Below are 25,750 nucleotides of genomic sequence, written 5' to 3'. Positions count from 1 at the left end.
TGTACGTTTAAATTTTTGGCTGTTCTAAATAGATTTGAGTACCTTCGCTGATTTCACCCTGGCCATTTGTCAGCTCTGTCATCCATTCTATGAATTGATCCTTCTGGCCTTCTTCGACAAACGTCTCAACCTCCACGTTATCAAGGTAATGAATTTCTTTAAGCTGATAATGTGAATTTCTGAGTTCATTTTCCACTTTCCCAAGCCATGTATAATCAATCTTAGTATGCATCACACGTGTTAACTTACGCTCGACAATGCCGATTGCGTTCAGTGCTTCAGAGGTTGAGCTGCCATATGCGCGGATCAGTCCGCCTGCGCCGAGCTTTATGCCTCCGAAATAACGGGTAACAACGGCAACTGTATCTTTTAATTGTCTCTTTTTAAGCACTTCAAGGATAGGCACGCCGGCGGTTCCACTTGGTTCCCCGTCGTCATTTGCTTTTTGAATCAGATCATGTTCGCCGATTAAATAGGCTGAGCAGTTATGTGTCGCATCCCAATGCTTCTTTTTTATCTGCTGAATGAAGGCCTGCGCCTCTTCTTCGGTTGCTGCGCGGTTTATATAACAAATAAAACGTGATTTCTGTATGGATATTTCATGCTCTCCGTATCCTTTTACGGTATAATAGTGTGAAAGCATGCTTGTACACCTCCTTGCAAGCTTATAGAAGGCAAATGGAATTATAAATGCACATTCTTATATTATAAAGCGACAAAATTTTCACTTCAATCATTATATTGTGTAATATTGTGTGAAGTTTATTTTAACCCATTAGTGGAGGAGATATAGTGGACTCCAAGAAGCTTGACTGCAAAGTGCTTGATCAAATTCTGGATAAGATGGTATCGACGGTAGACGGCAGCAAAGGCGAAATTTTTAAGATCGGCGAGCAGTCCCGTCAGCAATACGAAGAGCTTGTAGAAGAATTAAAACAAATTAAGATACAGGTTAATGATGTGATTGAACAGGGAGACAAGCTTGAGGTTCACGCCAGGTTTGCCAGAAAGCGTCTGTCTGAGGTGAGCAAGCACTTTAAGCAATTCAGCGAGGAAGAAATAAGGGAAGCTTATGAGAAGGCTCACAAGCTTCAGGTGGAGCTCACCATGCTTCAGCAAAAAGAGAAGCAGCTCAGAGACCGGCGGGATGATTTAGAGAGAAGGCTGCTTGGGCTTCAGGAAACGATTGAGCGGGCAGAGGTGCTTGTGAGCCAAATAACGGTTGTCCTGAATTATCTGCATCAGGATCTTCGTCAGGTCGGCATGCTGATTGAGGATGCACATCAGAAGCAAGATTTCGGTCTAAGAATCATTGAAGCTCAGGAAGAGGAACGCAAACGCGTTTCAAGGGAAATTCACGACGGACCTGCTCAGATGCTTGCGAACGTGATGATGCGTTCAGAGCTGATTGAACGGATTTTCAGAGAGCGGGGGTCTGATGAAGGCTTTAAAGAAATCCGCAGCCTTCGCCAAAATGTCCGCAATGCCCTGTATGAGGTTCGGAGGATTATCTATGATTTAAGGCCAATGGCACTGGACGACCTTGGACTCATTCCCACCCTCAGAAAGTACCTTTATACAATCGAAGAGTATAACGGGAAAACCCGTATCTTATTTTCAAGCCTCGGCGATTTTGAAGAAAACAGGCTTCCGCCCCGTTTTGAAGTAGCGTTGTTCAGGCTGGCTCAGGAAGCAGTCACGAATGCTTTAAAGCACGCCGAAGCCCGTGAGATTCAGGTTAAAGTTGAGGTGAATCAGAATAATATTATTCTGATGATCAAAGATAACGGCAAAGGCTTCGATACGAGAGAAATGAAGCAAAATCAGAAGAAATCATTCGGTCTCCTTGGGATGAGAGAGCGTGTAGAGCTTTTAAACGGCCGAATCACAATTGATTCTAAAATAGGTCTTGGGACATTCATTATGATACAGGTGCCTCTCAATGTCTGAAAAAATAGACCAAAGGCATATTGACGGCATCACCGTATAATAGACTAGAATAAAAAATGGGAGGCGTATGCATGAAGACTAGAATTGCGATTATCGATGATCACCAATTATTCCGAGAAGGCGTTAAAAGAATCTTGGATTTCGAACCAAGCTTTGAAGTTGTATCAGAAGGCGATGATGGCGAAGATGCATTAGTCATCGTTGAAGACAGCAAGCCTGATGTTGTCATCATGGACATCAACATGCCAAAAGTAAACGGCGTGGAAGCTACAAAACAGCTGGTGGAAGCAAATCCGGAAACAAAAGTAATCATCCTGTCGATTCACGACGATGAAAACTATGTAACTCACGCTTTGAAAACAGGCGCTCGCGGCTATTTGTTAAAAGAAATGGATGCAGACACACTGATCGAAGCTGTAAAAGTCGTTTCTGATGGCGGGTCTTACTTGCATCCTAAAGTAACACATAACCTTGTGAATGAATTCAGACGTCTTGCTACAAGCGGATCAGGCGGAGGGACAACAACCATCACGACTGAAATCAGACGTCCATTACATATTTTAACTCGCCGTGAATGTGAAGTGCTGCAAATGCTTGCGGACGGAAAAAGCAACCGCGGCATCGGCGAAGCCCTTTTCATCAGTGAAAAAACAGTTAAGAATCACGTAAGCAACATTCTTCAAAAAATGAACGTAAATGACCGTACTCAAGCAGTAGTCGTTGCCATCAAAAACGGCTGGGTGGAAGTGCGATAAAACCTGCTTCGGCAGGTTTTTTCTTTTACACGGCGCTTTTTAAAAATTGCATATCTATATCTCGCAAATCCCTGTTATAGTAGATAGCAGGGATTTTTATTTAGAAATAAGAAAGTATAAAGTGTTGCACATTAGCTCCATCGCCCAACTTCTCGGCCAGAACAAATCCGGCAAAAAAGTCAAACCCGGACGACCGGATTCTTATCTGTCATGCCTGAGCTAAACGGGCGCTTGCACAATTCTTATTTCTTCACCATTTATTTACATACAAAGTAATGAAATTAGAAGCAATTTCTTATAGAATGAAAAGTACAATAAGAGAAGTCGATTACAAGGATGGTACATATATGAAAACGGCAATAGTTACGGATAGCACTGCTTATATTCCAAAAGAAATACGGGAGCGGTTAAATATAAAGATGATTCCGCTGAGCGTGATTTTTGGCGGAGAAGTGTACCAGGAGGAAGTTGAAATAACAGCTGCAGACTTTTACGAAGAAGTCAAAAACAGAGGCGAGCTTCCGACTACGTCACAGCCGTCAGTTGGCAAATTTGTTGAATTATTTGAAGAACTTTCTAAAGAATTTGATGCAGTCATTAGTGTTCATTTATCAAGCGGAATCAGCGGTACTTATAACGGAGCTGTGTCAGCAGGTCAAATGGTCGATAACATTGATGTTTATGCATTCGATTCGGAAGTCAGCTGCATGGTCCAGGGTTTTTATGCCATTGAGGCTGCGGAGATTGCTGCAGAAGGCAAGACACCTGATGAAATCATCACACGTCTAAACGAAGTGAAAAAATCAATTCAAGCTTATTTCATGGTAGATGATTTATCACATCTTCAGCGCGGCGGACGTTTAAGCGGCGCACAGGCACTGATCGGCAGCCTGCTGCAGGTAAAGCCAATCCTGCAATTTGTCGATAAACTGATCGTCCCTTTTGAAAAAATCCGCACACGCAAAAAAGCGATCAACCGTATATATGAGCTTTTTGATGAAGTAGCTTGCGCAGGAGACCCGATGCGCGCGGTCATCATTCATGCCAACCGCCCGGATGAAGCTCAGCAAATGAAAGAAGAACTTGAAGCAAAGTATCCCCATGTAGAATACTCCATCAGCTATTTCGGACCGGTTATCGGCACACATTTAGGTGAAGGTGCAATGGGTCTTGGGTGGTATAAGAGGTAAGAGGCTGACTCAAAAAGTCGCAACATGCGACTTTTTGGGTCAGTTTTTTTGTTGAAGCCGTATTTGTTCACAATTATCCGGGATGATTTGTGGAAGTCTCAGAATTAATTCGGAAAGTCTGGGAATTAATGCGAAAAGTCTTGGAATTAACACGGAAAGTCTCGGAATTAATAGGAAAAGTGTTGGAATCGGAAAGTCCGGGAATTATTTTGAGAAATCACACGAGAAAATAAATTTATTGAAAGTCAAAATGAAGAATTGATAAATAATTCTCTTCAAAAACAAGGCTCAACCGCTTCCGATTTCTTTACCTTTTCCTTGATTTAGGAGACCGCCATACTATTTCGCTTGTCGAAATAACAACTTTTAAAAAATCAACGAAAAAATAACGAAATTCGCACCGAAAATTTGTTTTCCGCATTTTGTAATTAATGTGACAAGACTAGACAATTTCTGCAAAATTTAACATACTTATGATAATGATTAATTAAACTAGAGGAGTGGTCACATGCAGGAAATTGACTTACAGAAACGCGCCTACCGTCATTGGACAACATTAGAAGACAAAAAGTTAATGGATTTAAGAAAGCAAGGTGTTAAATTCCGGGATATTGCAAGACAGCTAAACCGAACACCCATCAGTGTTGAAAAGAGATTCAGAAAAATTGAAAAAACCAAGTTCAATGAAGAATGAAATTCCACATACATAATGGATTGTTGAAACCCACAGAGAATGACAAAGAAGGGCTTCCAATTTCAAAACATAACCTCCGTGTTAGCCAAATCAATCCATCGTTTACATATTCTAAAGACCTCCAAAAACACCTTCAGGGAAAAAAGCTGCTCATAGATGAAATTCCATTTCCGTTCGAAATCATACACCGGCATTATGAAAACGGCTATATTGAGTATGCGTATGGCTTGGAGAAAACGAATAAACAGCTTAGATGCAATCGCTGCAATAACAGCGATCAAAGCTTGATCGGATCCTTTAAGTGTGCAAGGTGCGGTGAATATTGTTCGTATTGCCGCTCCTGCATCCTTATGGGAAGAGTCAGCGAGTGTACCCCTCTCCTTAAATGGACCGGTCCGGAATCAGACATCCAGCATAAAAAATTTGATGCCATGCACTGGAATGGACAGCTATCAAGAGAGCAGCAAAAAGGGTCAGAAAGAATGCTGCATGCCCTGAAAAATCAAAGCGATTTGCTCATTTGGGCTGTATGCGGTGCAGGGAAAACAGAAATGCTTTTCAAAGGAATTGAACAAGCTTTAGTAGAGAATAAGCAAGTCTGCATCGCTACGCCGCGGATGGATGTTGTCCTGGAGCTTGCCCCAAGGCTTCAGTCCGTTTTTCCTCAAGCAGAAATTGCTGCTCTATATGGAGGAAGCGAAGATCGGTTTAAGCAAGCTAACCTCACTATATCCACGACTCATCAGCTCCTCCGTTTTGAACGAGCGTTTGATTTGATGGTCATAGACGAAGTAGACGCATTTCCCTACTCAGCTGATCAAAGTCTCCAGTTTGCTGCGGGGCGTGCAAGAAAAGAACAAAGCTCCCTCATTTATTTAACGGCAACACCATCCAACAACCTGAAGAAAGAAATTGCCAATCAAGTCAAAATCCCTCAAAGATACCACGGTTATCCGCTTCCTGTACCTGGTTTTTCATGGTGCGGGAACTATAAAAGGGCTCTTCGAAAAGACAAACTTCCTTTAAACGTTCAAGAATGGATTTCCTCCCATTTGGAATCAAAAAAACAAGCTTTTCTATTCGTTCCATCCATACCGTTATTAGAAGAAACGACGGCTCTATTAAAAAAGCAGGATCCCTTAATAGAAGGGGTTTATGCTGAAGATCCTGGTCGTAAAGAAAAGGTACAGCGCTTCCGAGATGGAGAAATTCCCATTATTATTACCACCACTATATTAGAAAGAGGAGTCACCATTCCTAATTCTGATGTCGCTGTGCTGGGGGCAGAGGACAATGTTTTTACAGAGAGTGCGCTGGTGCAAATTGCCGGCCGTGTCGGAAGAAGTGCGAAGCACCCAAGCGGAGATGTGCAATTTTTTCATTACGGTAAAACAGAAGCGATGATTCGTGCCAAAAAGCATATCCAAATGATGAATGCTGAAGCGAAAAGAGTGACTTTGTAACTGTTTAAGGGTATATTTCTATCCAACATATTCTGTCTGTGGCATAATCATCTACAAGATAATGTAGATGGGGGTAGAGCGGTGGTAGTTAATGCGATGGAACGAATCATGATCGATTTATTAGATGAATATAAGACTGCTCTGCAGATGAATTGTACGTGTGAGGAATGCTTAAATGACGTGCTTGCCCTTGTTTTAAACAGGGTTCAGCCGAGATACGTAACCAACCCGGATAAGGTTGCTTATGTGAAAGCGGAATTTGTCGACAAACAGCAAATGACGACTTTAATTGTCAAATTAGCGGAATGTGCAAAGATGGTCTCCGATACGCCGAAGTGCGAAACTTATGTAAGAGGTGAGTGATGAACAAATGTCTTATTTGCCAGGATGAGCTTGAAAAAGCTGTATCCTGGAGGAGCGTATTTTTTTTAGATGAACAAGAGAATGCATGCTGTGCTGATTGTTCATCTAAGTTCTGTTTGATTGAAGGTACTGTATGTCCAATTTGCGATCGGCCCCAATCTGAGGAAAAAGCTTGCTATGACTGTGAAAGATGGAAAGCAGATCCCCTGTTTGGCAGCGTCCTTGCGAGTAATCATTCTGTGTATCATTACAATGAATTCATGAAAGAATTAATAGCCAGATACAAATATAGAGGCGATGCACAATTAGCTGAACTCTTTTACGAGCCCTTCCGAAACGTCTTCTCTAAGCATTTCTCAAAGAATTCCCTTCTTATCCCCATTCCACTCAGTAAAGAGCGGCTTTATGAACGCGGATTCAATCAGGCACGCTTGCTTGCTGACTTACTCAATGCCCCAATTCACGAACCTCTCATGCGTATTCACTTAGAAAAACAATCCAAGAAAACAAGAACTGAACGCCTTCAGACTGAAAATGTTTTTTTCATAAATGGCGGCTCTGAATTTTCCGGGAAAAACCTTCTTCTGATTGATGATATTTATACAACAGGAACTACGATCAGACATGCAGCCAAACTGCTTATAGACCATGGTGCCGAAAGTGTTTCATCTTTAACGCTCGTTCGAGGCTAAACGTTTTCAAACTGATTCCGATAGTAAAGATATATAGTACAATGATAGGAGAATCACCAATGGGAGAACTATCGAACTGTCCGGAATGCTACAAGCTATTTGTGAAAACACAATTTAAAACGGTTTGTGATGCATGTTATAAAGAAGAAGAACATAAATTTGAAGTCGTTTACGGCTTTTTAAAGCAGAGTAAAAATCGTACAGCCACTCTATCAAATGTCGAAGAACATACGGGAGTTGAAGAAGAGCTGATTCTGAAATTTATCAGACAGGGCAGAATTCAGCTCGCCAACTTCCCGAACCTCGGTTATCCTTGTCAGAAATGCGGAAAACTAATCAGAGAAAATAAGCTTTGTATTTCTTGCGGAAAAGACATTAAAACTCAGCTGTTTGAATTAGAACAGGAAGAAGAACGCCGTCAAAAAGTCACAGAAAAGCAAGCGACCTATTATACCTTTCAGCCTAAAAATATCTAACTATATTAACAACAATTATTTTCAGCCGATATAGAAAGTAACGAGAAGAACGAAAGAATGGAGGAAAAGGGATGAAGATCAATCACTTAAACTCAGCAGGGATAAACCCTTATAAACGAAATACAGAGAAGCAGCAGGAAGCAGCACAGCCGGCTAAAAAGCAGGATAAAGTTGAAATTTCAACACAGGCTAAAGAGCTTCAGCAGCAAAATGCCATTGACCAGGCAAGACAAGAAAAGGTAGCTGCAATAAAAAAACAGGTTGAAACCGGCACCTATACAATTGATCCAAAAGCTATCGCAAACAGCGTCATAAAGCATTACCAAAAATAGATTTCGGGAGGACTTGCAGTGTCAGCACAGTCATTAATTCTAAAGCTTGAGAAGCTGCTCGGGCTGAATCGGCAGCTATACCAATTAGCGCAAACAAAAACAGAAGCCTTGAAAACAGAAAACCTGACTGTGTTGCAGCAAACACTCAAGCAGGAACAAATCTATGTACATGCCATTAAGCAAGTGGAAAATGAACGGATCGACCTTGCTTCGGCTTATTTAAACCGGGAAGATGACTTAACTTTATCGGCATGCATAGAAAAAGCAGCGGGAGCAGATAAAGAAAAATTCTCAGATCTTTTTCAGTCATTAACAGAAGTAATGGAGAAGCTGAAACACGCGAACAAGCTGAATCAGCAGCTTACCATCCAGGCCCTGCAGTTTGTCTCCTTATCAATGGACATGCTGATGCCAAAGGAACAATCTCCAGCCTACAAGCCTCCCGGCGGAACGGCTTCAGCACCGAAACGAAGATCTTTATTTGATTCAAAAGCCTAATGCTCGGAGGAATGAACCATGCGCTCGACTTTTTCTGGTCTTGAAATCGCAAAAAGAGGAATGTTTACACAGCAAAGCGCCTTAAACACAACTGGACACAATATTGCAAACGCCAACACGCCCGGCTACACAAGACAGCGTGTTAATTTTGTGCAGACTGAGGCATACCCTGCACCATCCATGAACCGCCCTGAATTTCCGGGCCAAATTGGAACAGGCGTTGAAGCGGGAACAATTGAACGGGTTAGAGACAGCTTTCTCGATATACAATTCCGCTACGAAAATAACAAAGTAGGCTACTGGGATTCCCGTGCTGATTCTCTATTAAAAATGGAAGAAATCATGAATGAGCCATCTGAAACGGGTCTTTCCAAAAGCTTTGACCGCTTCTGGCAGTCCATGCAGGATCTCGCATTAAATCCTGCAAATGCAGGGGCACGTGCGGTTGTCCGTGAACGCGGGGCTGCAGTAGCAGAAACGTTTCAGTACTTATCGACTTCACTTAAAGCTGTTCAAGGAGAACTGAAAAGTGAATTAGAGGTATCGACAAAAGAGATTAACTCACTTGCAAACCAAATTAACAGCATCAATAAACAAATCTCTGAAATCGAACCGCATGGCTACTTGGCAAACGATCTGTACGATGAGCGTGATCGTCTTCTCGATCAGCTTTCAGGCCTTGCAAACATCAAGATTTCAAACGAAAAAAGCGGCGGAAACTCACTTTCTATCGCAGAAGGCTCTGTCACAATTGAAATCATGGATGCGAGCGGTAAATCTCTTGGAACTTTAGTTGATGGCAAGAGTAAATCTGTCAATGAAATCAGCGTTGGTTTTTCTACTGATAATGGATTAGTAGATTCGGTTTCGATAGGAACAAATGCTATAAATATAAAGGATTTTAGCAGTGTCGGGGAAATCCGCAGTTTGATTGATTCTTATGGGTACAATTCAGACAGTTCCGCAAATGGATTGTATCCGGATATGCTCGGACAGCTTGATGAATTGGCATACAGCTTTGCGACAGAAGTGAACAAAGTTCAGGAAGCGGGGTACAGCATCAAGCGGATTGAAGAAAATGGAGCAAACAGTACACCGTTTTTTGATTTTACTAACCTGACAGATCCGCCTAAAGATGCAGCGTCTATGTTAACCCTTCATCAATCTATCATAGACTCAACTGATAATATTGCCGCATCTTCAAACGGCAATATAGGTGATGGGAAAAATGCGCTTGCGCTTTCAGAAGTAAAAAATCAAACCTTCACAATCGGCGGGAAAACGACAACCATCCAGGATTTCTATGAAAGCTTAATAGGAGGCATGGCAGTTGACGCACAAGAAGCAAACCGTCTGGCTAGCAACAGTGATGTGCTCCGTTCTGCAGTTGACCAGCGCCGTCAATCTGTCAGCGCCGTTTCATTGGATGAAGAGATGACAAACATGATCCAATTCCAGCACGCATATAATGCTTCAGCAAAAATGATTTCATTGCAGGATGAAATGCTCGATACAATTATTAACGGACTAAGAAGGTAGGTGAACAATTATGCGCGTAACTCAAAGCATGCTCGCAGGCAGCTCGCTCCGCAACCTAAGCAAAAGCTACGAAAAAATGGGCACCTACCAGGATCAGCTCGCAACCGGCAAAAAAATCAACCGACCATCTGATGATCCAGTTGTCGCAATGAAGGGAATGCACTATCGCACGAACTTAACCGAAGTCGAACAATATCAGCGCAACATTTCTGAGGCCTATCAATGGATGGAAAACTCTGAAGCCGGAATAGAACAGGGCACACAAGTTCTTCAGCGGGTACGTGAGCTGATGGTTCAGGCCAGTAATGGAACGAACGGCCCAGAGGATCTAAAAGCTATAGGTGCAGAGATTAAGCAGCTGAAGGAAGATTTAGTTGGTTCTGCAAATACCCAGGTGGCAGGGAATTATATTTTTAATGGGACGCAGACGAAAGAAGCGCCTGTTACTCTTAACGCTGATGGAACAGTATCAGTAAACATTGATAAATCATCATTTGAAATTGAGGTTTCTAAGGGTGTTCAATTGAAAGCGAATATAAATTCTGACAATGTTTTCAGCGAGGACTTATTTGCGGTGATGGGTTCGATTGAAAAGGCATTAAGTTCAGGTGACGCATCTGAATTAGACGGATTGCTTTCTGACCTTGACGGTAAAATGGACTCCATGTCAGCGGAACGTGCAGAACTCGGAGCCAGATACAATCGCCTGGAGCTTATTGAAGATCGAGTTGGAAAACAAGAGATTGTTTCAACACGAATTCTATCTGAGAACGAAGATGCTGATTTAGAGAAGGTCATCATGGATTTAACTGCACAAGAAAGTATCCATCGCGCTGCGTTATCTGTCGGCGCAAGAATCATTCAGCCGACATTAATGGATTTTTTAAGATAAGCTATCTTTTATAAGGTAGCTTTTTTACTAGGGGGAAAATATATGAACATTCCTCAAATAAGGATAGAAAGCAGATTCGCTAAACTAGGGCTAGAAACGGTCAATGCTTCACTTGAAATTCAGCAGCCTAAAGCGGACCTGTCTATCCAGCAGCCTAAAGCAGAGCTGTCCATTCATACAACGCCAGGCAAGCTAACAATTAATCAAACAAAAGCCAGGGAAGATGTTGATTTAAAGCATATTTCAAAGCGAATAGCAGAAGCAGCGGATCAAGGTCGCCAAGACGTTCTTTCCGGCATTGCAAGACGCATTCAGCAAGGTGATGAACAGATGCGGATCGAAAACGGCGGTAAACCTCTGACTGCCCAGACGAAAAAAAACAGCGAACGCGAAATCAAGCAATTCAACATCGGATTTATCCCATCTCATTTCAGCGTCAAGCTTGACTATCAGCCTGCAGATGTAAAAATCGATGTGCAGAGAAATGCTCCGATCATTGAGAGCAAAATCAACAAGCCGATCATGGATTATAAAGCTGGAGAGGTCAAAGTTGCACTCGCTGAGAGAAACCAGCTGAAAATAGACTTCGTTTCAATCGACAAAAAGATTTAATAGACTTTAAACAAAGGAATGTGAAGCATGTTAATTCAAACGAAATATCATGGAGAAATTACAATTGATGAAGCGCAAAAAATTACCTTCGAACATGGGATTCCAGGATTTGTTAATGAGAAGAACTTTATCTTGCTGCCGCTTGAAGAAGGTTCTTCCTTCTTTATTCTTCAATCCATTCAATCGCAAAACACCGCATTTGTCGTCACAAGTCCCTTTTTCTTTTTCAAAGACTATGAATTTGATTTGGATGAATCAACAAAATATCTATTAATGATAGAATCTCCGAATGATGTCGAAGTGTATGTTATTTTAACAGTCAGTGACCCGTTTACAAACTCAACAGCGAATTTACAAGGTCCGTTGATTTTAAATAAAGGAAAAAGATTGGGCAAGCAGCTTATCCTTAACAAGACAGCACATACAACTAAACATCGTCTATGGGAGGGAGCATAATGCTTGTTTTAACAAGGAAAACTGGAGAAGCCATTCAAATTGGCGATGATATTGAAATCACGGTAATCTCTATCGCTGGCGACCAAGTGAAAATCGGTATTAGCGCTCCTAAAAATGTTGATATCCACCGCAAAGAAATCTATCTTTCCATTCAAGAGGAAAATAACAAAGCAGCAGAAGTTTCACTAGATATGCTTGCTCAATTAAAGAACAGAAAACCTTAAGCACATTCGCTTAAGGTTTTTTTATGAAATATTTTCTAAATACTATAAAACAACTCCTGATCATGTCGATATAAGTAGTGTAACAAGCAGAACCAACAGGCGGCCGACCGTTGCGACTGTGAGTATATAAGAATTCACATGGATGTGGATTACTACAATTATTTCAAGGAGGAAATTTCAAAATGAGAATTAATCATAATATTGCGGCTCTTAATACTTACCGTCAGTTGAACAGTGCTTCTGGTGCACAGTCAAAATCTATGGAAAAATTATCTTCCGGCATGCGTATCAACCGTGCAGGGGATGATGCAGCTGGTCTGTCAATATCTGAAAAAATGAGAGGTCAAATCCGAGGATTAGATCAAGCATCTCGCAATGCACAAGATGGTATTTCATTAATTCAAACAGCTGAAGGAGCATTAAATGAAACTCATTCTATGCTTCAACGTATGCGTGAATTAGCTGTACAGGGTTCAAATGATACAAATACAACTGAAGACCGTACTGCAATTCAAGATGAAGCTAACCAATTAGCAAAAGATATAAATCGAATTGCAAAAGATACCCAATTTAATGGTCAAGATTTATTAACTGGTAAAGGTGGACCAGGAGGAACTGGTGCTTTTACTTTCCAAGTGGGTGCTAATGAAGATCAGCAAATTACACTTACTGTTGCAGATATGACTGGTGGAACTGGTTTATCTATCGCTACTGGTGATGACGAAGCAGCAACTGCTATTGATATCTCTTCAACAGCAGCAGTTGCAACAGCTGCAATTACAACAATCAATGACGCAATTAAAACTGTTTCTGCTGAAAGATCTAATTTAGGTTCTTATCAGAACCGTTTAGATTATGCAATCAACAATCTAAACACATCTTCTGAAAACTTAACTGCCGCAGAGTCTCGTGTGCGTGACGTTGACATGGCGAAAGAAATGATGAACCAAACAAAGAATTCTATTCTTTCTCAAGCAGCACAAGCAATGCTGGCTCAATCCAATCAAATGCCTCAAGGAGTTTTACAACTTCTGAGATAATTGATTAGAAGGGCGTCCAGTTTGGTAACGAACTGGAGTATCACTGGGTGAATTGCTGGAACTTCCTAAAGCTTCATCAACCACAGCGTAGTTGGAAACGACAGGCGTAAAGGTTTGAAAATGATGAAGATGAACAATGGATAATCAGCAGCCAAGCTCCTGGGAGGAAACTCTGGAGAAGGTTCAACGACTAGAGAATACGGTCTAAGGCGAGAAGCTATGACTATGAATCTCGTAGGGCAGTGAAAGCTGTTCGAAGTGCCCAGCCCCATAGTAGTTAAGGGTGAAGATATAGTCTATTCTATGACCGAAAGGCGTAGCGGCAAAGCAAGCCAACCAACAACCACAAGGTGTTCTTCAATTACTTCGTTAATTGGATGAAAGACTCTAGCCATGCTAGGGTCTTTTTTTATATTCAGCTATTCAATATTTAAACTGAATTTAAACTTTAAGACTTCAAAAACCTATATGTACAACCGATATAACCATTAGAACATAAATCCCAAGGAGCGACCCACCATGATGATCGATAAAATGTCATCCCAGCCCGGTCCGCGCATCTCAGAAATCGACACGAAACCTATTAAACTTCCAGAATATAAAAAAGAAGAAAGCATACCCGCATTTCCAAAAGAAGAATTAGAAAAAGTCGTTAACGGCATTAATGATTTTCTTCAGCCAGCTAACACGCATATTCAGTTTCAGCTGCATGAGAAACTGAATGAATATTATGTAACTGTTGTAGACAATCAAACAAGAGAAATCGTACGGGAAATCCCATCAAAAAAAATGCTCGATCTATACGCAGCGATGACTGAGTTTCTAGGCTTTGTTGTCGACAAAAAAATCTAGAGAGGTGATTCAGCATGGTTCGAATAGGTGGTTTGGCAAGCGGAATGGACATTGATTCGCTTGTTGCCGATCTAATGAAAGCAGAGAGAATGCCGCTTGATAAATTAAAGCAAAATAAACAAACGCTTGAATGGCAGCGGGACGGCTATCGTGAAATGAACAGCCTGCTGTTTGCATTCCGCAATGCGACGTTTGATATGAAGCTCTCCGGCAACTACCGTGCACGTGCAACGAACAGTTCGAATTCTGATAAAGTGACAGCCGCTGCTACTAGTTCGGCGAGCACATCTTCTTACAGCATTTCAAAGGTAGAACAGCTTGCGACAGCAGCGACTAAGGTAAATGCAGGTGCGATTTCAGCAGATGGATCAAAGGTTGATCCGTCGAAGTCACTTTACGAAATGAAAGATTCTTTCGCGAACCAGAATTTCAACTGGCAGACAGGTACCGTGAAAAATCAGACGATTACCGCTGATGCAGATGGAAGCACGTTTAATCTCAAATTAGAGACCGGAGAGGTTCTGAAAAACTTCGATAAAGATGCGGTCATAAAAGCAGATGGAAAAACTTTTACGCTTGTAACAGGAACACCGCAGGCTGGAGAAGCAAAGATTGATAGTGACGGGACTCTTACATTCGGCGAGTCGATCAAAAAAGGAAGCACTATAAAAGTAGAGTATGTAATAGACAGTACAGACAATTATATGTCCTTTGATATGCAAACACACACATCCAAAGGGCAAATAAAAGAAAATTTTCTTATACAGGGTACAGAATCATTAAATACCGTTTTTAATAAAATCAATTCATCTGAACTTGGTGTCACCGCTTTATACGATTCTTTTTCAGATAAAATTACGCTTACTAGAAAAGAAACGGGTGACTTTAACACGGCTGGTAATGAAATCATTACTTCAGCTGGTTTCCTGAATAATGTGCTGGGATTTGGTTCTGGAACGGAAACTGGAGGCCAAAACGCAAAATTCACGATCAACGGCCTATCAACTGAACGTACCTCCAACACTTTCGAAATGAGCGGAGTCACTTTCACTTTAAAAGACACATTCGCAGCAACAGACCCTGCAGTATCAGTAAACGTCACAAACGATACGAACGCAGTCTTTGACAACATTAAAAAGTTCGTGACCTTATATAATGAAACAATCGCAAAAATTCAGGCCAAAACAGATGAAACACGCTACCGTGATTATCAGCCGCTGTCTGATGAAGAGCGCGAATCTCTAACTGATAAACAGCAGGAACAATGGGATGAAAAAGCGCAAAGCGGACTGCTCAGAAGAGACTCAATCCTCACAGGTGCACTAAGCCAAATGCGTACAGATTTTTATTCCACTCTATCTGCAGCAACCGGCTCGTCATTCACTCATTTGTCTAACATTGGCATCTCGACAACTTCGAACTACCGTGAAGGCGGCAAGTTAATCATCGATGAAGCGAAGCTGAAAAAAGCGATTGAAGAAAATCCTGAAGGTGTTGAAAAGCTCTTCACTAGCAACGGGCCGACAAGCAGTGAAAAAGGGATTATCACAAACCTTTATAACAACTTAAAAACAACGATGGACAAGCTGAATGCCAGGGCTGGAACGTCCAGTTCCACTAGCCAGCAGTTTACAATCGGCAGGAACCTATCCTCCATTGACTCTCAAATCGACCGGTTTGAAGACCGCTTAACCCAAGTAGAAAACCGCTATTGGGCACAGTTCACGGCGATGGAAAAAGCCATTCAGCGTTCAAACGATCAAATGAATTATCTTATGCAGCAATTCGGTTAATAAAGGAGTAATGAGAAATGGCACTTAACAACCCTTATCAAGCGTATCAGCAAAATTCTGTGAGTACTGCTTCACCGGGCGAATTAACGCTGATGCTTTATAATGGATGTCTAAAGTTTATCAAGCAAGCACGCCAGGCAATTCAGCAGAAAAAAACGCAAGAGAAAAACCTCAATCTTCAAAAAGCACAGCGGATTATTCAGGAACTGATGATTACATTAAATCCTGAAGCTGCCGTATCTGAATCGATGATGTCGATGTATGAATATATGAATCGCCGTTTAGTAGAAGCCAATATTTCAAATGACTTGGTTATTCTTGCTGAGGTGGAAGAGTATGTAACAGAGTTTCGTGATACTTGGAAGCAAGTGATTCAATCGGCCCGAAAGCAGCAGTTCGGACAAGGCGGTCAAGTCTAGTGAGTGCAGTAAACAAACTGCACCAGCTTACAAAGCAATTACTGTCAGAGGTAAACGGTGCACCAGATAAAGACATGAGGGACAGCCACATCGTTAACATCCAGGATTGGATTGAGCAGCGTGACAGTCTGATCAACCAGCTCAAGCCTCCGTACAATCGTGAGGAAAAACAGCTTGGCAAAGAAATTACCGAATGGAACGCCATTATTCATGACAAGCTGAATCTGCTGAAGCAGGAAATTAAAAACGATATTACCCAGCTCAAAATTCAAAAAGCATCGAATCAAAAATACATCAATCCTTATCAGAACGCATCAGTCGATGGCATGTACTATGATAAACGCAAATAAATCCCTCACTCAAAGGGAATATGAGCTCTTTTATTCCTATAATGAGCTGCTTAATTGTATTGAGGAGGATATATATGATTTGATTCAGAGCTTTGAATCCATGGAGTACACAGAAGGCGAGCGTATCATGGATGATCTTGTTGATGCGTTCATTCAAATTGATACCACTCATTCCGGCATGTTCCACCTGGCAGGAGATAATGAGCATCTCCAAAATCAAATTCTCTTATTTGATCAGATCATCGGCGAATTGAAGCCGTTTACATTGAATAAGGACGATACTCTTTCTTTTCAGATCTATATAAAAGATGAGCTTTCCGTATTATTCATCCAATGGAAAAATGAGGTTCAGGCATACCTATTGCCATACCTGCTTCATTAATCTCATCTGCATCCGGATGGGATTTTTTCTATAGCATAAATAAAGATTAACTGTCATATTCTATTCTCATCCTTCTCCGGCAGTCATTCAGCCGCAATCTTCAACAAATTTCACATAGTTTTAACATTATTTTAACGTTTGAGCAGGAATACTAGAGGGAAAGAGAGAAATAGGTTTACATATCCTTAACAAAAGGAGGAGTTCATTTTGAATTATAACGTCAGAGGCGAAAACATTGAGGTAACTCCAGCTTTAAGAGAGTATGTCGAGAAGAAAATCGGCAAGCTAGAACGCTATTTTGAGGATTCAATCGATGCAAACGTAAATGTAAATTTAAAATTCTACAATGATCAAGAATCAAAGATTGAAGTAACGATTCCAATGACCAATTTAGTGTTGCGTGCTGAGGAATACAATGAGGATATGTACGCTGCCATCGATCTTGTGACAAACAAGCTTGAGCGTCAAATCCGTAAACATAAAACGAAAGTAAACCGAAAATTGCGCGAGCAGGGTTCAGCGAAATTCATGTTTACAAATGGGGCAGTTGAGGCAGAGGGTGAACAAGCTCAGCCGCCGGTTCAGGAAGAAGATGACTCCATCGAAGTTGTCCGCACAAAGCGCTTTAACTTAAAGCCAATGGACAGTGAGGAAGCGATCCTTCAAATGAACATGCTTGGCCATAACTTTTTCGTTTTCACAAATGCTGAAACGAATTCTACGAATGTGGTTTATCAGCGCAAAGACGGCAAATATGCGATTATCGAACCAACTGAATAATACCAATAAACCAATGCAGTCCGTTCTATGAGCGGGCTGCGTTTTTATTGTTTGTATTTCTATATTTTTACAACTTTCCTTTCCGCAGCTCATATTTAGTGGTCCTATGGTCATATACATATGGAAAGGAGGAGATGTCTGAATGCAGGATTTTTTAAAATTTAATAAAATGATTACGCCTACTATTATCTCTGTTATTTTTTATGTGGGATCAGCCATTAGTGTCATTGCAGGGTTTGTTTCGATTATTAGCGGGGCTAATGCCATATACGGAGGCGGCGCTCAAATATTTGCAGGGTTATTTATGATCTTGCTTGGTCCTTTTGTTATCCGAATTTATTGCGAGCTGTTAATTGTCATATTTAAAATGAATGAGGCTCTGCAGGATATAACAAAGAATGTTTCATTAAAGGGAAAAAGCAGTGTCTCGTCAAGTGAAACTCTATAATTTCATACATAGAGAAGAAGCCTGAGCATGTCAGCTTGGGCTTTTTTGTTATTTATCAGAATCCTCCTTCAAAAGGGGTTTTTGGCTTTGAATAAGGATAAACTGTTGATATTATTTAAAATATGGTAAAATAGAATTTAGTTTTGAAATGCATAAAAAGATACAGTGAGATGTGAAATACATTCCGATATTACAGTATCTTCATGTATGGCACTTCATTAGACAGAGGAGCGTATAAAATGCTTGGAATCTTAAATAAGGTGTTTGATTTTAACAAACGTGCATTAAATAAATATGAAAAAATGGCTAATCAAATAGAGTCTTTATCATCAGACATGGAAAAGCTTTCTGATGAAGATCTAAAGGCGAAAACACAGGAGTTTAAAGGCCGCATTGCAAAAGGTGAGAGCGTCGATGACCTTTTGACTGAATCTTTTGCTGTAGTCCGCGAAGCTGCAAAGCGTGTTCTTGGCTTATACCCTTATCCTGTTCAGCTTATGGGGGGCATCGCGCTTCATGAGGGCAATATCTCTGAGATGAAAACAGGGGAAGGTAAGACGCTGACGTCCACCATGCCTGTTTATCTGAATGCTCTTTCCGGAAAAGGCGTTCATGTTGTAACAGTCAATGAATACTTGGCAAGCCGTGATGCTGTTGAAATGGGCAAGCTGTATGAGTTTCTTGGATTAACAGTAGGCTTAAATACGAACGGCCTTTCAAAAGAAGAAAAGCGCGCTGCTTATGCCGCTGATGTAACTTATTCTACTAATAATGAATTAGGATTTGACTACTTGCGCGATAACATGGTGCTTTACAAAGAGCAGATGGTTCAGCGTCCGCTTCACTATGCTGTAATCGATGAAGTTGACTCCATCTTAATTGACGAAGCGCGTACGCCGCTGATCATCTCCGGTTCTGCTGCAAAGTCAACGATGCTTTATGTGCAGGCAAACGGTTTTGTGCGTTCTCTTAAACGTGACGAGGATTATACGTTTGATGAAAAAACAAAAGGTGTTCAGCTGACAGAAGACGGTATGTCTAAAGCTGAAAAAGCATTCCATATTGAAAACCTTTTTGATCTTACACATGTTTCATTAAATCATCATATTAATATGGCATTAAGAGCACATGTGGTAATGCACAATGATGTTGACTACGTTGTTGAAGAAGGTCAGGTTGTCATCGTTGACCAGTTTACAGGCCGTTTAATGAAGGGCCGCCGCTACAGCGATGGTCTTCACCAGGCAATTGAGGCAAAAGAAGGTCTTGAGATTCAAAATGAAAGCATGACGCTTGCAACGATTACGTTCCAGAACTACTTCCGCATGTACGAGAAGCTTTCTGGTATGACGGGTACAGCGAAAACGGAAGAAGAGGAATTCCGCAACATTTACAACATGCAGGTTGTTGCGATCCCTACTAACCGTGATGTTGTCCGTGATGACCGCGCTGACCTTGTGTACCGTTCAATGGAAGGCAAGTTCAAAGCAGTTGTGGATGATGTAACGACGCGTTACTTTGCCGGTCAGCCAGTATTGGTTGGTACGGTTGCTGTTGAAACGTCAGAGCTTATTTCAAAGCTTTTGAAGAAAAAAGGCGTTCCGCATAACGTTCTGAATGCGAAGAACCATGAGCGGGAAGCTGAAATCATCGAAAATGCCGGTCACCAAGGTTCCGTTACAATCGCAACTAACATGGCCGGACGCGGTACGGATATCAAGCTTGGACCTGGTGTTATAGAGCTTGGCGGTTTAGCTGTTATCGGTACAGAGCGCCACGAATCCCGCCGTATTGATAATCAGCTCCGCGGACGTTCAGGCCGTCAGGGAGACCCTGGTGTGACTCAGTTCTACCTTTCAATGGAAGATGAATTAATGAGACGCTTCGGTTCTGAGAATATGATGGCAATGATGGATCGTCTCGGAATGGATGATTCACAGCCGATTCAAAGTAAAATTGTTACCCGTGCGGTTGAATCTGCGCAAAAACGTGTTGAGGGCAATAACTTTGATGCACGTAAACAGCTTCTGCAATATGACGATGTGCTTCGTCAGCAGCGTGAAGTCATTTACAAGCAGCGCTTTGATGTCATCGATTCAGAAAATCTTCGCAGCATCGTAGAAAGCATGGTTACATCAACAGTTGAGCGCGTGGTTGCCATGTACACTCCTAAGGACGAGCTTCCTGAGGAATGGAATCTTGAAGGATTGCTTGATTATCTCCATGCCAATCTTCTTGAAGAGGGTACCTTTACGGTGAATGATTTCAAAGGGAAAGAATCGGAAGAAATCACTGAACTTGTGTTAGAGAAAACAAAAGCACGCTACAGCGAAAAAGAAGAAGCGTTCGGCGAAGAGCAGATGCGCGAATTCGAAAAAGTAATCCTGCTTCGAGCGGTTGATACGAAATGGATGGATCATATTGATGCAATGGATCAATTGCGTCAAGGTATTCACCTTCGCGCATATGGACAGACAGATCCGCTTCGCGAGTATCAAATGGAAGGCTTTGCGATGTTTGAAAACATGATTGCATCGATTGAAGAAGATGCTGCAAAATATATCATGAAAGCAGAAATCCGCAACAACCTTGAGCGCGAGGAAGTTGCAAAACCACAGGAGGCCGTTCACCCGAAAGAGGGAGACGAGGCGCCTAAGAAAAAACCTGTTAAAAAGCAGATGGAAATTGGCCGAAATGAAGCATGTGTTTGCGGAAGCGGCAAAAAATACAAAAACTGCTGCGGTAAGTAAATCAGGAAAGAGAGGTGTCAGTCACCTCTCTTTACCCCATTTTAGAGGAGAATTATGATGGAATTATCAGATATCCGGAACGAACTTGAAAAAATGGCTAAGAAATTAGCGGCTTTTAGGGGGTCTCTTTGACCTCGACCACAAACAGGCTCGTATTGATGAGCTAGATGAAATGATGTCCCATCCGAATTTTTGGGACAGCCAAAGTGAAGCACAGGCCGTGATTAATGAAAGCAATGCTTTAAAAGAAGCGGTCAACCAATTCAATGAAATGAACGAAACACATGAGAATCTTGAAGTGACGCATGAGCTTTTAAAAGAAGAGCCAGACGCTGAGCTTCACGCTGAGCTTGAAAATGAAGTCGTTGAACTGACTGCGGCTATGAACGAATTTGAGCTTCAGCTTCTATTAAGCGAGCCTCATGATAAAAATAATGCGATTCTTGAGCTTCATCCAGGAGCTGGCGGCACGGAGTCCCAGGACTGGGGTTCCATGCTGCTCCGCATGTATACTCGCTGGGGCGAAAAGAAAGGCTTCAAGGTTGAAACCCTTGATTACCTTCCTGGAGACGAAGCCGGTATTAAGAGCGTCACGCTTCTATTCAAAGGACATAACGCATACGGTTACTTGAAAGCTGAAAAAGGTGTACATCGTCTTGTCCGTATTTCACCATTCGATGCCTCGGGCCGCCGTCATACATCGTTTGTATCATGTGAAGTTATGCCTGAATTCAATGATGAAATCGACATTGATATCCGCACAGAGGACCTGAAAATTGATACGTACCGTGCGAGCGGTGCCGGCGGTCAGCATATCAATACAACTGACTCCGCTGTCCGTATCACTCATATTCCAACCAATACGGTTGTAACATGCCAAACAGAGCGCTCACAGATCAAAAACCGTGAGAGAGCGATGAAAATGCTTCAAGCGAAGCTCTATCAGCTGAAGCTTGATGAACAGCAGGCAGAGCTTGACGAAATCCGCGGCGAGCAAAAAGAAATCGGCTGGGGATCTCAAATCCGTTCTTATGTATTCCACCCGTACTCTCTTGTAAAAGATCACCGCACAAGTACAGAGAGCGGAAACGTTCAAGGCGTCATGGACGGCGATTTAGATCCATTTATTGATGCATACTTGCGTTCTAAACTTTCATAAAAAGTTATTACGGCTGTCCTTTTGAGGGCAGCTGTTTTTTATTTTTAGGAGAAAAATGCACAAAAGACAGTAAAGCGTTTATAACCGCAAGTATTTTATTAATTCCCGCAAGTAATAGAGTCATTTTGGACAATATTTTCTCTACTTTGGAAAGTAAGCACGATTTAAAGCAGTTTTATAACGAATATTTATCACAGAAAAAAGTTTCAAAACCAAATATGGCTAAATCCATCATTATTAGCAAAAACTAACCTCAGCCCCTTTACCTCTTTAGCACGTTATTACACTGTTATTTACAGCTTGTTCAGACGGGTGCTATACTCTGAAAGGTTATGTCAAAAAACAAGTGTTTTCATAGATGGAGGATACAGCATGTTTCAGCGTAAACGCACTCGTACTTACAATCCGGCTTTAGAAAAGATCACTTCATATTTGTTTATTTTGCTTGGTTCTGGAATCGTTGCCATTGCCTTTAATTTGTTTCTCCTGCCTAACCGCATTGCATCTGGCGGAGTCAGCGGCATCAGTACTATTACAGATTTCTTATTTGGATTTGAACCTGCGTATGTTCAGTGGGCCTTCAACATTCCTTTATTTATCGCAGGAGTTCTGCTCCTTGGAAAGCAATTTGGTTTAAAAACGTTAATAGGAACCATTTTCCTTCCTTTTGTAGTCTTTTTAACAAAAGAAATGGAGCCTGCAACGACAGATCCTTTGCTTGGAGCCATTTTCGGCGGAATCGGCGTAGGTCTTGGTCTCGGTCTTGTTTTTCGCGGAAAAGCTTCAACAGGCGGGACAGATCTTGCGGCACAGATTATCCATAAGTTCACAGGACTCTCTCTTGGTACATGTGTAGCTTTAATAGATGGACTGATCGTGCTGATGGCAACTTTTGTTTTTGATATAGAACGCGGTCTATATGCACTTGTAGGCCTTTATGTGACCAGCAAAACCATTGATATCGTTCAAGTTGGACTTGGACGTTCTAAGATGACGATGATCATTACCAATCAAGAAGAAGAAGTCAGAAAGGCAATTCTGAGTGAAATTGACAGGGGAGTGACCAAATTATCTGCCTTCGGAGGCTATACGGACAATGAGCGGCCGATTTTAATGTGTGTGGTTGATCAAACAGAATTCACCAAATTGAAACAACTCGTAAAAAGCATTGATACGTCTGCATTTGTCGTTGTAATGGATGCTTCTGATGTACTCGGCGAAGGTTTCAAGCGGGCGTAGATAGGATATAATAGAAATGTATTTTATATCCTTATTTGAGGAGGATTTTGGCAATGAAAACAAAACTATTCGCACTATTATTTGGAACATCACTTGCGCTCGCTGCATGCGGAGGCGGAGATAATGCCGGAGAAGAGCCCAAAGAAGATTCAGGAACTAAGGATACGGCAAAAGCTGAAGAAATCGTACAGCAAAACTGCATCAGCTGTCATGGACAAAATCTTGAAGGCGGCGGGGCTGCACCTAGCCTGGAAAAAGTAGGCGGTAAATATGATGAAGATAAAATTGAAAGCATCATTAACAAAGGTCAGGGCGGAATGCCTGCAGGTCTTATTAATGAAACAGACGCAGCTGTAGTAGCAGAATGGCTTGCGCAGAAGAAGTAGCTTCTATAAAAGCCAGCCTGAAAGACAAGGCTGGTTTTCCTATTTTCATCCCCGCTCATTTAACCTAATTCTATCCAATCCGCAAGTAAAACCTTTCGACACTCAGAAAAATTTACCATTATTTAATTCCTAATAAAAGATTGTCTTTTTAGTCAGAAAGTTCTAATATTTAGATTAAAGCGTTTCCAATATCTCCAACAATGGAACCATAAATAATTGTAAATCGATAAAATTCTACAATTTACGACGTTGAAATGAAACTGTAATATTTTTAAGTCTATTTTTGCCGAACTTTGATGTTATAATATTTTTTGTGGGTAATCTTATTAATATATGAAAATATTGGATACATATTCCGAGACACTCTCTTAAATACAATACGAACCAGCGGACACCACGTAATCTACAAAATAAACAGCTTTGGGTGATAAAAATATGATCGAAATGACAGACGTTTTTAAAACGTATTCAAATGGCGTTCTTGCCATTAATGGAATAAATGTAAAAATAGATCAGGGCGAATTTGTTTATGTTGTCGGTCCGAGCGGTGCTGGTAAATCAACATTTATTAAAATGATGTACCGTGAAGAAAGACCAACAGACGGCAAAATCGTGATCAATGGAATAAATCTTGCTAAATTGCGGGAAAAGAAAGTTCCATATTTAAGAAGAAGCATCGGCGTTGTTTTCCAGGACTTTAAACTTTTGCCTAAGTTAACTGTTTTTGAAAACATTGCATTTGCTCTTGAAGTTATTGGAGAGAATCCTAGAATTATCAAAAAGAGAGTGCTGGACGTTTTAGACCTTGTTCAGCTCAAGCATAAGGCTAGATTTTTCCCTAATGAGTTATCAGGAGGAGAACAGCAGCGCGTTTCGATTGCGCGGTCAATTATTAACAATCCTGGGGTTGTCATCGCTGATGAGCCGACAGGAAATCTTGACCCCGATACATCTTGGGAGATTATGAGCATCTTTGAGGAAATCAACAATCGAGGAACGACTGTTGTGATGGCTACACACAACCGTGAGATAGTAAACACCATGAAAAAACGAGTCATCGCGATCGAAGATGGAAAGATTGTGCGTGACGAGGCTAGAGGGGAGTATGGGATTTATGATTAGAACCCTTGGGCGTCACTTCAAAGAAACGTTAAAAAGCTTAAGCCGTAATGCCTGGATGACATTTGCGTCAGTCAGTGCCGTAACTGTCACTTTAATCCTTGTCGGAACGTTCCTGGTTATTATGATGAACTTAAACAACTTTGCTTCTAAGGTTGAAGAGGACGTTGAAATACGGGTGCTGGTAGATGTGACAAGCACTCCGGAGGAACAAAAGCAGCTGAGGACCAAGATTGATAACCTCAGCGGAATTAAAACAGCAAAACTGTCACCAAAGGAAAAAGAACTTGATAACCTGATCAGCAGCATGGGAGAACAAGGGAAATCTTATCAGCTTTTTGAACAGAACAATCCTTTGAATGATGTTATTGTGATCAAAACGGAAGATCCGCGTGAAACCCCTCAAATTGCGAAGAGGATTGAGGGATTTACTGGAGCTTATAAAGTTCTGTATGGTAAAGAAGAAGTAGAAAAACTATTCAATTTTGTTGAAATCTCAAGAAATATCGGCATCGGATTAATCATCGGATTAGTCTTTACAGCCATGTTCCTTATCTCAAATACAATTAAAATTACGATTTTTGCCAGAAGGCATGAAATAGAGATTATGAAACTAGTAGGTGCAACAAATTGGTTTATCCGCTGGCCGTTTTTCCTTGAAGGTTTAATGCTTGGAATTATGGGATCAATTATTCCGATTGTGCTCGTAATGGCTACGTACAACTATTTATATACATGGGTTGAACCGAAAGTTGCAGGTTCATTTGTTCAATTACTTCCGTTTAGTCCATTCGTCTTCCAAGTATCAGCTATTCTGATCTTAATAGGCGGATTAATCGGAGTGTGGGGAAGTTTAATGTCTGTCCGAAAGTTCTTAAGAGTATAAACTGGCAATCT

The 25,750-nt window shown here is 41.3% G+C and carries 30 protein-coding genes; 29 read left to right on the top strand and 1 reads right to left on the bottom strand.

Annotated features, from left to right (window positions below; all coding sequences use genetic code 11):
- Positions 1–7: 7 nt before the first annotated feature.
- Entirely contained in the window at positions 8–643 is a 636-nt protein-coding gene (locus K8L98_RS23140) for a YigZ family protein (protein ID WP_223438455.1), read from the bottom strand.
- A gap of 149 nt (positions 644–792) precedes the next feature.
- Between K8L98_RS23140 and degS the strand changes: the two genes are divergently transcribed.
- From degS to ftsX, 29 genes are all read left to right on the top strand, one after another.
- A complete protein-coding gene (gene degS / locus K8L98_RS23135; RefSeq protein WP_223438454.1) occupies positions 793–1,950 on the top strand; it encodes a two-component sensor histidine kinase DegS in 1,158 nt (385 codons plus the stop codon).
- Between the two features lie 71 nt (positions 1,951–2,021).
- On the top strand, positions 2,022–2,705 hold the full coding sequence (degU, locus tag K8L98_RS23130) for a two-component system response regulator DegU (RefSeq protein ID WP_223438451.1): 684 nt from the start codon (positions 2,022–2,024) through the stop codon (positions 2,703–2,705).
- A 347-nt stretch (positions 2,706–3,052) separates the two neighbouring features.
- Positions 3,053–3,895, top strand: a complete 843-nt coding sequence (locus K8L98_RS23125; RefSeq protein WP_223438450.1) for a DegV family protein — start codon at positions 3,053–3,055, stop codon at positions 3,893–3,895.
- A gap of 508 nt (positions 3,896–4,403) precedes the next feature.
- A complete protein-coding gene (locus tag K8L98_RS23120) occupies positions 4,404–4,589 on the top strand; it encodes a Myb-like DNA-binding domain-containing protein (RefSeq protein WP_223438449.1) in 186 nt (61 codons plus the stop codon).
- Positions 4,586–6,052, top strand: a complete 1,467-nt coding sequence (locus K8L98_RS23115; RefSeq protein ID WP_223438447.1) for an ATP-dependent helicase ComFA — start codon at positions 4,586–4,588, stop codon at positions 6,050–6,052. Before K8L98_RS23120 ends, K8L98_RS23115 begins: the two co-directional genes overlap by 4 nt.
- Before the next feature lie 81 nt (positions 6,053–6,133).
- Positions 6,134–6,415, top strand: a complete 282-nt coding sequence (comFB, locus tag K8L98_RS23110) for a late competence protein ComFB (RefSeq protein ID WP_223438444.1) — start codon at positions 6,134–6,136, stop codon at positions 6,413–6,415.
- Positions 6,415–7,107 carry a ComF family protein gene (locus K8L98_RS23105; RefSeq protein ID WP_223438442.1) on the top strand — a complete coding sequence of 231 codons (693 nt, stop codon included), beginning with the start codon at positions 6,415–6,417 and terminating at the stop codon, positions 7,105–7,107. The genes comFB and K8L98_RS23105 overlap by 1 nt, the downstream gene beginning before the upstream one ends.
- A gap of 59 nt (positions 7,108–7,166) precedes the next feature.
- Positions 7,167–7,583, top strand: a complete 417-nt coding sequence (locus K8L98_RS23100) for a TIGR03826 family flagellar region protein (protein ID WP_223438440.1) — start codon at positions 7,167–7,169, stop codon at positions 7,581–7,583.
- Positions 7,584–7,654: 71 nt separating this feature from the next.
- Positions 7,655–7,915, top strand: a complete 261-nt coding sequence (gene flgM, locus K8L98_RS23095; RefSeq protein ID WP_070878218.1) for a flagellar biosynthesis anti-sigma factor FlgM — start codon at positions 7,655–7,657, stop codon at positions 7,913–7,915.
- 18 nt (positions 7,916–7,933) lie between these two features.
- Positions 7,934–8,413 (top strand): flagellar protein FlgN, encoded by a 480-nt coding sequence (locus tag K8L98_RS23090; protein WP_223438439.1) that lies wholly within the window; start codon positions 7,934–7,936, stop codon positions 8,411–8,413.
- Positions 8,414–8,431: 18 nt separating this feature from the next.
- Complete coding sequence (flgK, locus tag K8L98_RS23085) at positions 8,432–9,952, top strand: flagellar hook-associated protein FlgK (protein ID WP_223438437.1); 1,521 nt, start codon at positions 8,432–8,434, stop codon at positions 9,950–9,952.
- Between the two features lie 10 nt (positions 9,953–9,962).
- A complete protein-coding gene (flgL, locus tag K8L98_RS23080) occupies positions 9,963–10,844 on the top strand; it encodes a flagellar hook-associated protein FlgL (RefSeq protein WP_223438436.1) in 882 nt (293 codons plus the stop codon).
- Between the two features lie 42 nt (positions 10,845–10,886).
- Complete coding sequence (locus tag K8L98_RS23075; protein ID WP_223438434.1) at positions 10,887–11,456, top strand: DUF6470 family protein; 570 nt, start codon at positions 10,887–10,889, stop codon at positions 11,454–11,456.
- Between the two features lie 27 nt (positions 11,457–11,483).
- Positions 11,484–11,912 carry a flagellar assembly protein FliW gene (fliW, locus tag K8L98_RS23070; protein WP_223438432.1) on the top strand — a complete coding sequence of 143 codons (429 nt, stop codon included), beginning with the start codon at positions 11,484–11,486 and terminating at the stop codon, positions 11,910–11,912.
- Positions 11,912–12,136 (top strand): carbon storage regulator CsrA, encoded by a 225-nt coding sequence (csrA, locus tag K8L98_RS23065; protein WP_223438431.1) that lies wholly within the window; start codon positions 11,912–11,914, stop codon positions 12,134–12,136. Before fliW ends, csrA begins: the two co-directional genes overlap by 1 nt.
- Before the next feature lie 182 nt (positions 12,137–12,318).
- On the top strand, positions 12,319–13,176 hold the full coding sequence (hag, locus tag K8L98_RS23060) for a flagellin Hag (RefSeq protein ID WP_223438430.1): 858 nt from the start codon (positions 12,319–12,321) through the stop codon (positions 13,174–13,176).
- 519 nt (positions 13,177–13,695) lie between these two features.
- Complete coding sequence (gene flaG / locus K8L98_RS23055; protein ID WP_223438426.1) at positions 13,696–14,028, top strand: flagellar protein FlaG; 333 nt, start codon at positions 13,696–13,698, stop codon at positions 14,026–14,028.
- Between the two features lie 14 nt (positions 14,029–14,042).
- Complete coding sequence (gene fliD / locus K8L98_RS23050; RefSeq protein WP_223438424.1) at positions 14,043–15,821, top strand: flagellar filament capping protein FliD; 1,779 nt, start codon at positions 14,043–14,045, stop codon at positions 15,819–15,821.
- Between the two features lie 17 nt (positions 15,822–15,838).
- Entirely contained in the window at positions 15,839–16,240 is a 402-nt protein-coding gene (fliS, locus tag K8L98_RS23045) for a flagellar export chaperone FliS (RefSeq protein WP_223438421.1), read from the top strand.
- Positions 16,240–16,590, top strand: a complete 351-nt coding sequence (gene fliT, locus K8L98_RS23040; protein ID WP_223438419.1) for a flagellar protein FliT — start codon at positions 16,240–16,242, stop codon at positions 16,588–16,590. The genes fliS and fliT overlap by 1 nt, the downstream gene beginning before the upstream one ends.
- Positions 16,562–16,972, top strand: a complete 411-nt coding sequence (locus K8L98_RS23035; protein ID WP_476703493.1) for a DUF8042 domain-containing protein — start codon at positions 16,562–16,564, stop codon at positions 16,970–16,972. The genes fliT and K8L98_RS23035 overlap by 29 nt, the downstream gene beginning before the upstream one ends.
- Before the next feature lie 207 nt (positions 16,973–17,179).
- Positions 17,180–17,752, top strand: a complete 573-nt coding sequence (hpf, locus tag K8L98_RS23030; protein WP_223438414.1) for a ribosome hibernation-promoting factor, HPF/YfiA family — start codon at positions 17,180–17,182, stop codon at positions 17,750–17,752.
- 142 nt (positions 17,753–17,894) lie between these two features.
- On the top strand, positions 17,895–18,200 hold the full coding sequence (locus K8L98_RS23025) for a DUF4282 domain-containing protein (RefSeq protein WP_223438412.1): 306 nt from the start codon (positions 17,895–17,897) through the stop codon (positions 18,198–18,200).
- A 239-nt stretch (positions 18,201–18,439) separates the two neighbouring features.
- Positions 18,440–20,950, top strand: coding sequence for a preprotein translocase subunit SecA (gene secA, locus K8L98_RS23020; RefSeq protein ID WP_223438409.1), 2,511 nt, complete (start codon positions 18,440–18,442; stop codon positions 20,948–20,950).
- Between the two features lie 57 nt (positions 20,951–21,007).
- Positions 21,008–22,109 (top strand): peptide chain release factor 2 gene (gene prfB / locus K8L98_RS23015; protein WP_223438407.1). Its coding sequence is split into 2 segments (ribosomal slippage): positions 21,008–21,079 and positions 21,081–22,109, totalling 1,101 coding nucleotides; the frame shifts between segments, so codons are not numbered across the junction.
- A gap of 372 nt (positions 22,110–22,481) precedes the next feature.
- Positions 22,482–23,348, top strand: coding sequence for a YitT family protein (locus K8L98_RS23010; RefSeq protein ID WP_223438405.1), 867 nt, complete (start codon positions 22,482–22,484; stop codon positions 23,346–23,348).
- Positions 23,349–23,401: 53 nt separating this feature from the next.
- Complete coding sequence (gene cccB, locus K8L98_RS23005) at positions 23,402–23,734, top strand: cytochrome c551 (protein ID WP_223438403.1); 333 nt, start codon at positions 23,402–23,404, stop codon at positions 23,732–23,734.
- A 435-nt stretch (positions 23,735–24,169) separates the two neighbouring features.
- Positions 24,170–24,856, top strand: a complete 687-nt coding sequence (gene ftsE, locus K8L98_RS23000; RefSeq protein ID WP_223438401.1) for a cell division ATP-binding protein FtsE — start codon at positions 24,170–24,172, stop codon at positions 24,854–24,856.
- A complete protein-coding gene (gene ftsX / locus K8L98_RS22995; protein ID WP_223438400.1) occupies positions 24,849–25,739 on the top strand; it encodes a permease-like cell division protein FtsX in 891 nt (296 codons plus the stop codon). The genes ftsE and ftsX overlap by 8 nt, the downstream gene beginning before the upstream one ends.
- Positions 25,740–25,750 lie beyond the last annotated feature (11 nt).

Source organism: Metabacillus dongyingensis, from assembly GCF_019933155.2.
In the GTDB taxonomy this organism is placed as follows: Bacteria; Bacillota; Bacilli; order Bacillales; family Bacillaceae; genus Bacillus_P; species Bacillus_P dongyingensis.
The sequence above is the reverse complement of the archived record's forward strand: the minus strand, read 5'-3'. Positions and strand labels throughout refer to the sequence as shown.

Bases quoted from the DNA above. Each gene is read 5' to 3' on its own strand.
- K8L98_RS23140 (WP_223438455.1), bottom strand. From the start codon at position 643: ATGCTTTCACACTATTATACCGTAAAAGGATACGGAGAGCATGAAATA.
- flgL (WP_223438436.1), top strand. From the start codon at position 9,963: ATGCGCGTAACTCAAAGCATGCTCGCAGGCAGCTCGCTCCGCAACCTA.
- fliS (WP_223438421.1), top strand. From the start codon at position 15,839: ATGGCACTTAACAACCCTTATCAAGCGTATCAGCAAAATTCTGTGAGT.
- flgM (WP_070878218.1), top strand. From the start codon at position 7,655: ATGAAGATCAATCACTTAAACTCAGCAGGGATAAACCCTTATAAACGA.
- flgK (WP_223438437.1), top strand. From the start codon at position 8,432: ATGCGCTCGACTTTTTCTGGTCTTGAAATCGCAAAAAGAGGAATGTTT.
- K8L98_RS23100 (WP_223438440.1), top strand. From the start codon at position 7,167: ATGGGAGAACTATCGAACTGTCCGGAATGCTACAAGCTATTTGTGAAA.
- K8L98_RS23010 (WP_223438405.1), top strand. From the start codon at position 22,482: ATGTTTCAGCGTAAACGCACTCGTACTTACAATCCGGCTTTAGAAAAG.
- ftsE (WP_223438401.1), top strand. From the start codon at position 24,170: ATGATCGAAATGACAGACGTTTTTAAAACGTATTCAAATGGCGTTCTT.
- fliW (WP_223438432.1), top strand. From the start codon at position 11,484: ATGTTAATTCAAACGAAATATCATGGAGAAATTACAATTGATGAAGCG.
- K8L98_RS23115 (WP_223438447.1), top strand. From the start codon at position 4,586: ATGAAATTCCACATACATAATGGATTGTTGAAACCCACAGAGAATGAC.
- K8L98_RS23075 (WP_223438434.1), top strand. From the start codon at position 10,887: ATGAACATTCCTCAAATAAGGATAGAAAGCAGATTCGCTAAACTAGGG.
- secA (WP_223438409.1), top strand. From the start codon at position 18,440: ATGCTTGGAATCTTAAATAAGGTGTTTGATTTTAACAAACGTGCATTA.
- K8L98_RS23120 (WP_223438449.1), top strand. From the start codon at position 4,404: ATGCAGGAAATTGACTTACAGAAACGCGCCTACCGTCATTGGACAACA.
- fliD (WP_223438424.1), top strand. From the start codon at position 14,043: ATGGTTCGAATAGGTGGTTTGGCAAGCGGAATGGACATTGATTCGCTT.
- cccB (WP_223438403.1), top strand. From the start codon at position 23,402: ATGAAAACAAAACTATTCGCACTATTATTTGGAACATCACTTGCGCTC.
- K8L98_RS23035 (WP_476703493.1), top strand. From the start codon at position 16,562: ATGGCATGTACTATGATAAACGCAAATAAATCCCTCACTCAAAGGGAA.
- hag (WP_223438430.1), top strand. From the start codon at position 12,319: ATGAGAATTAATCATAATATTGCGGCTCTTAATACTTACCGTCAGTTG.
- csrA (WP_223438431.1), top strand. From the start codon at position 11,912: ATGCTTGTTTTAACAAGGAAAACTGGAGAAGCCATTCAAATTGGCGAT.
- K8L98_RS23025 (WP_223438412.1), top strand. From the start codon at position 17,895: ATGCAGGATTTTTTAAAATTTAATAAAATGATTACGCCTACTATTATC.
- K8L98_RS23105 (WP_223438442.1), top strand. From the start codon at position 6,415: ATGAACAAATGTCTTATTTGCCAGGATGAGCTTGAAAAAGCTGTATCC.
- ftsX (WP_223438400.1), top strand. From the start codon at position 24,849: ATGATTAGAACCCTTGGGCGTCACTTCAAAGAAACGTTAAAAAGCTTA.
- degU (WP_223438451.1), top strand. From the start codon at position 2,022: ATGAAGACTAGAATTGCGATTATCGATGATCACCAATTATTCCGAGAA.
- flaG (WP_223438426.1), top strand. From the start codon at position 13,696: ATGATGATCGATAAAATGTCATCCCAGCCCGGTCCGCGCATCTCAGAA.
- K8L98_RS23125 (WP_223438450.1), top strand. From the start codon at position 3,053: ATGAAAACGGCAATAGTTACGGATAGCACTGCTTATATTCCAAAAGAA.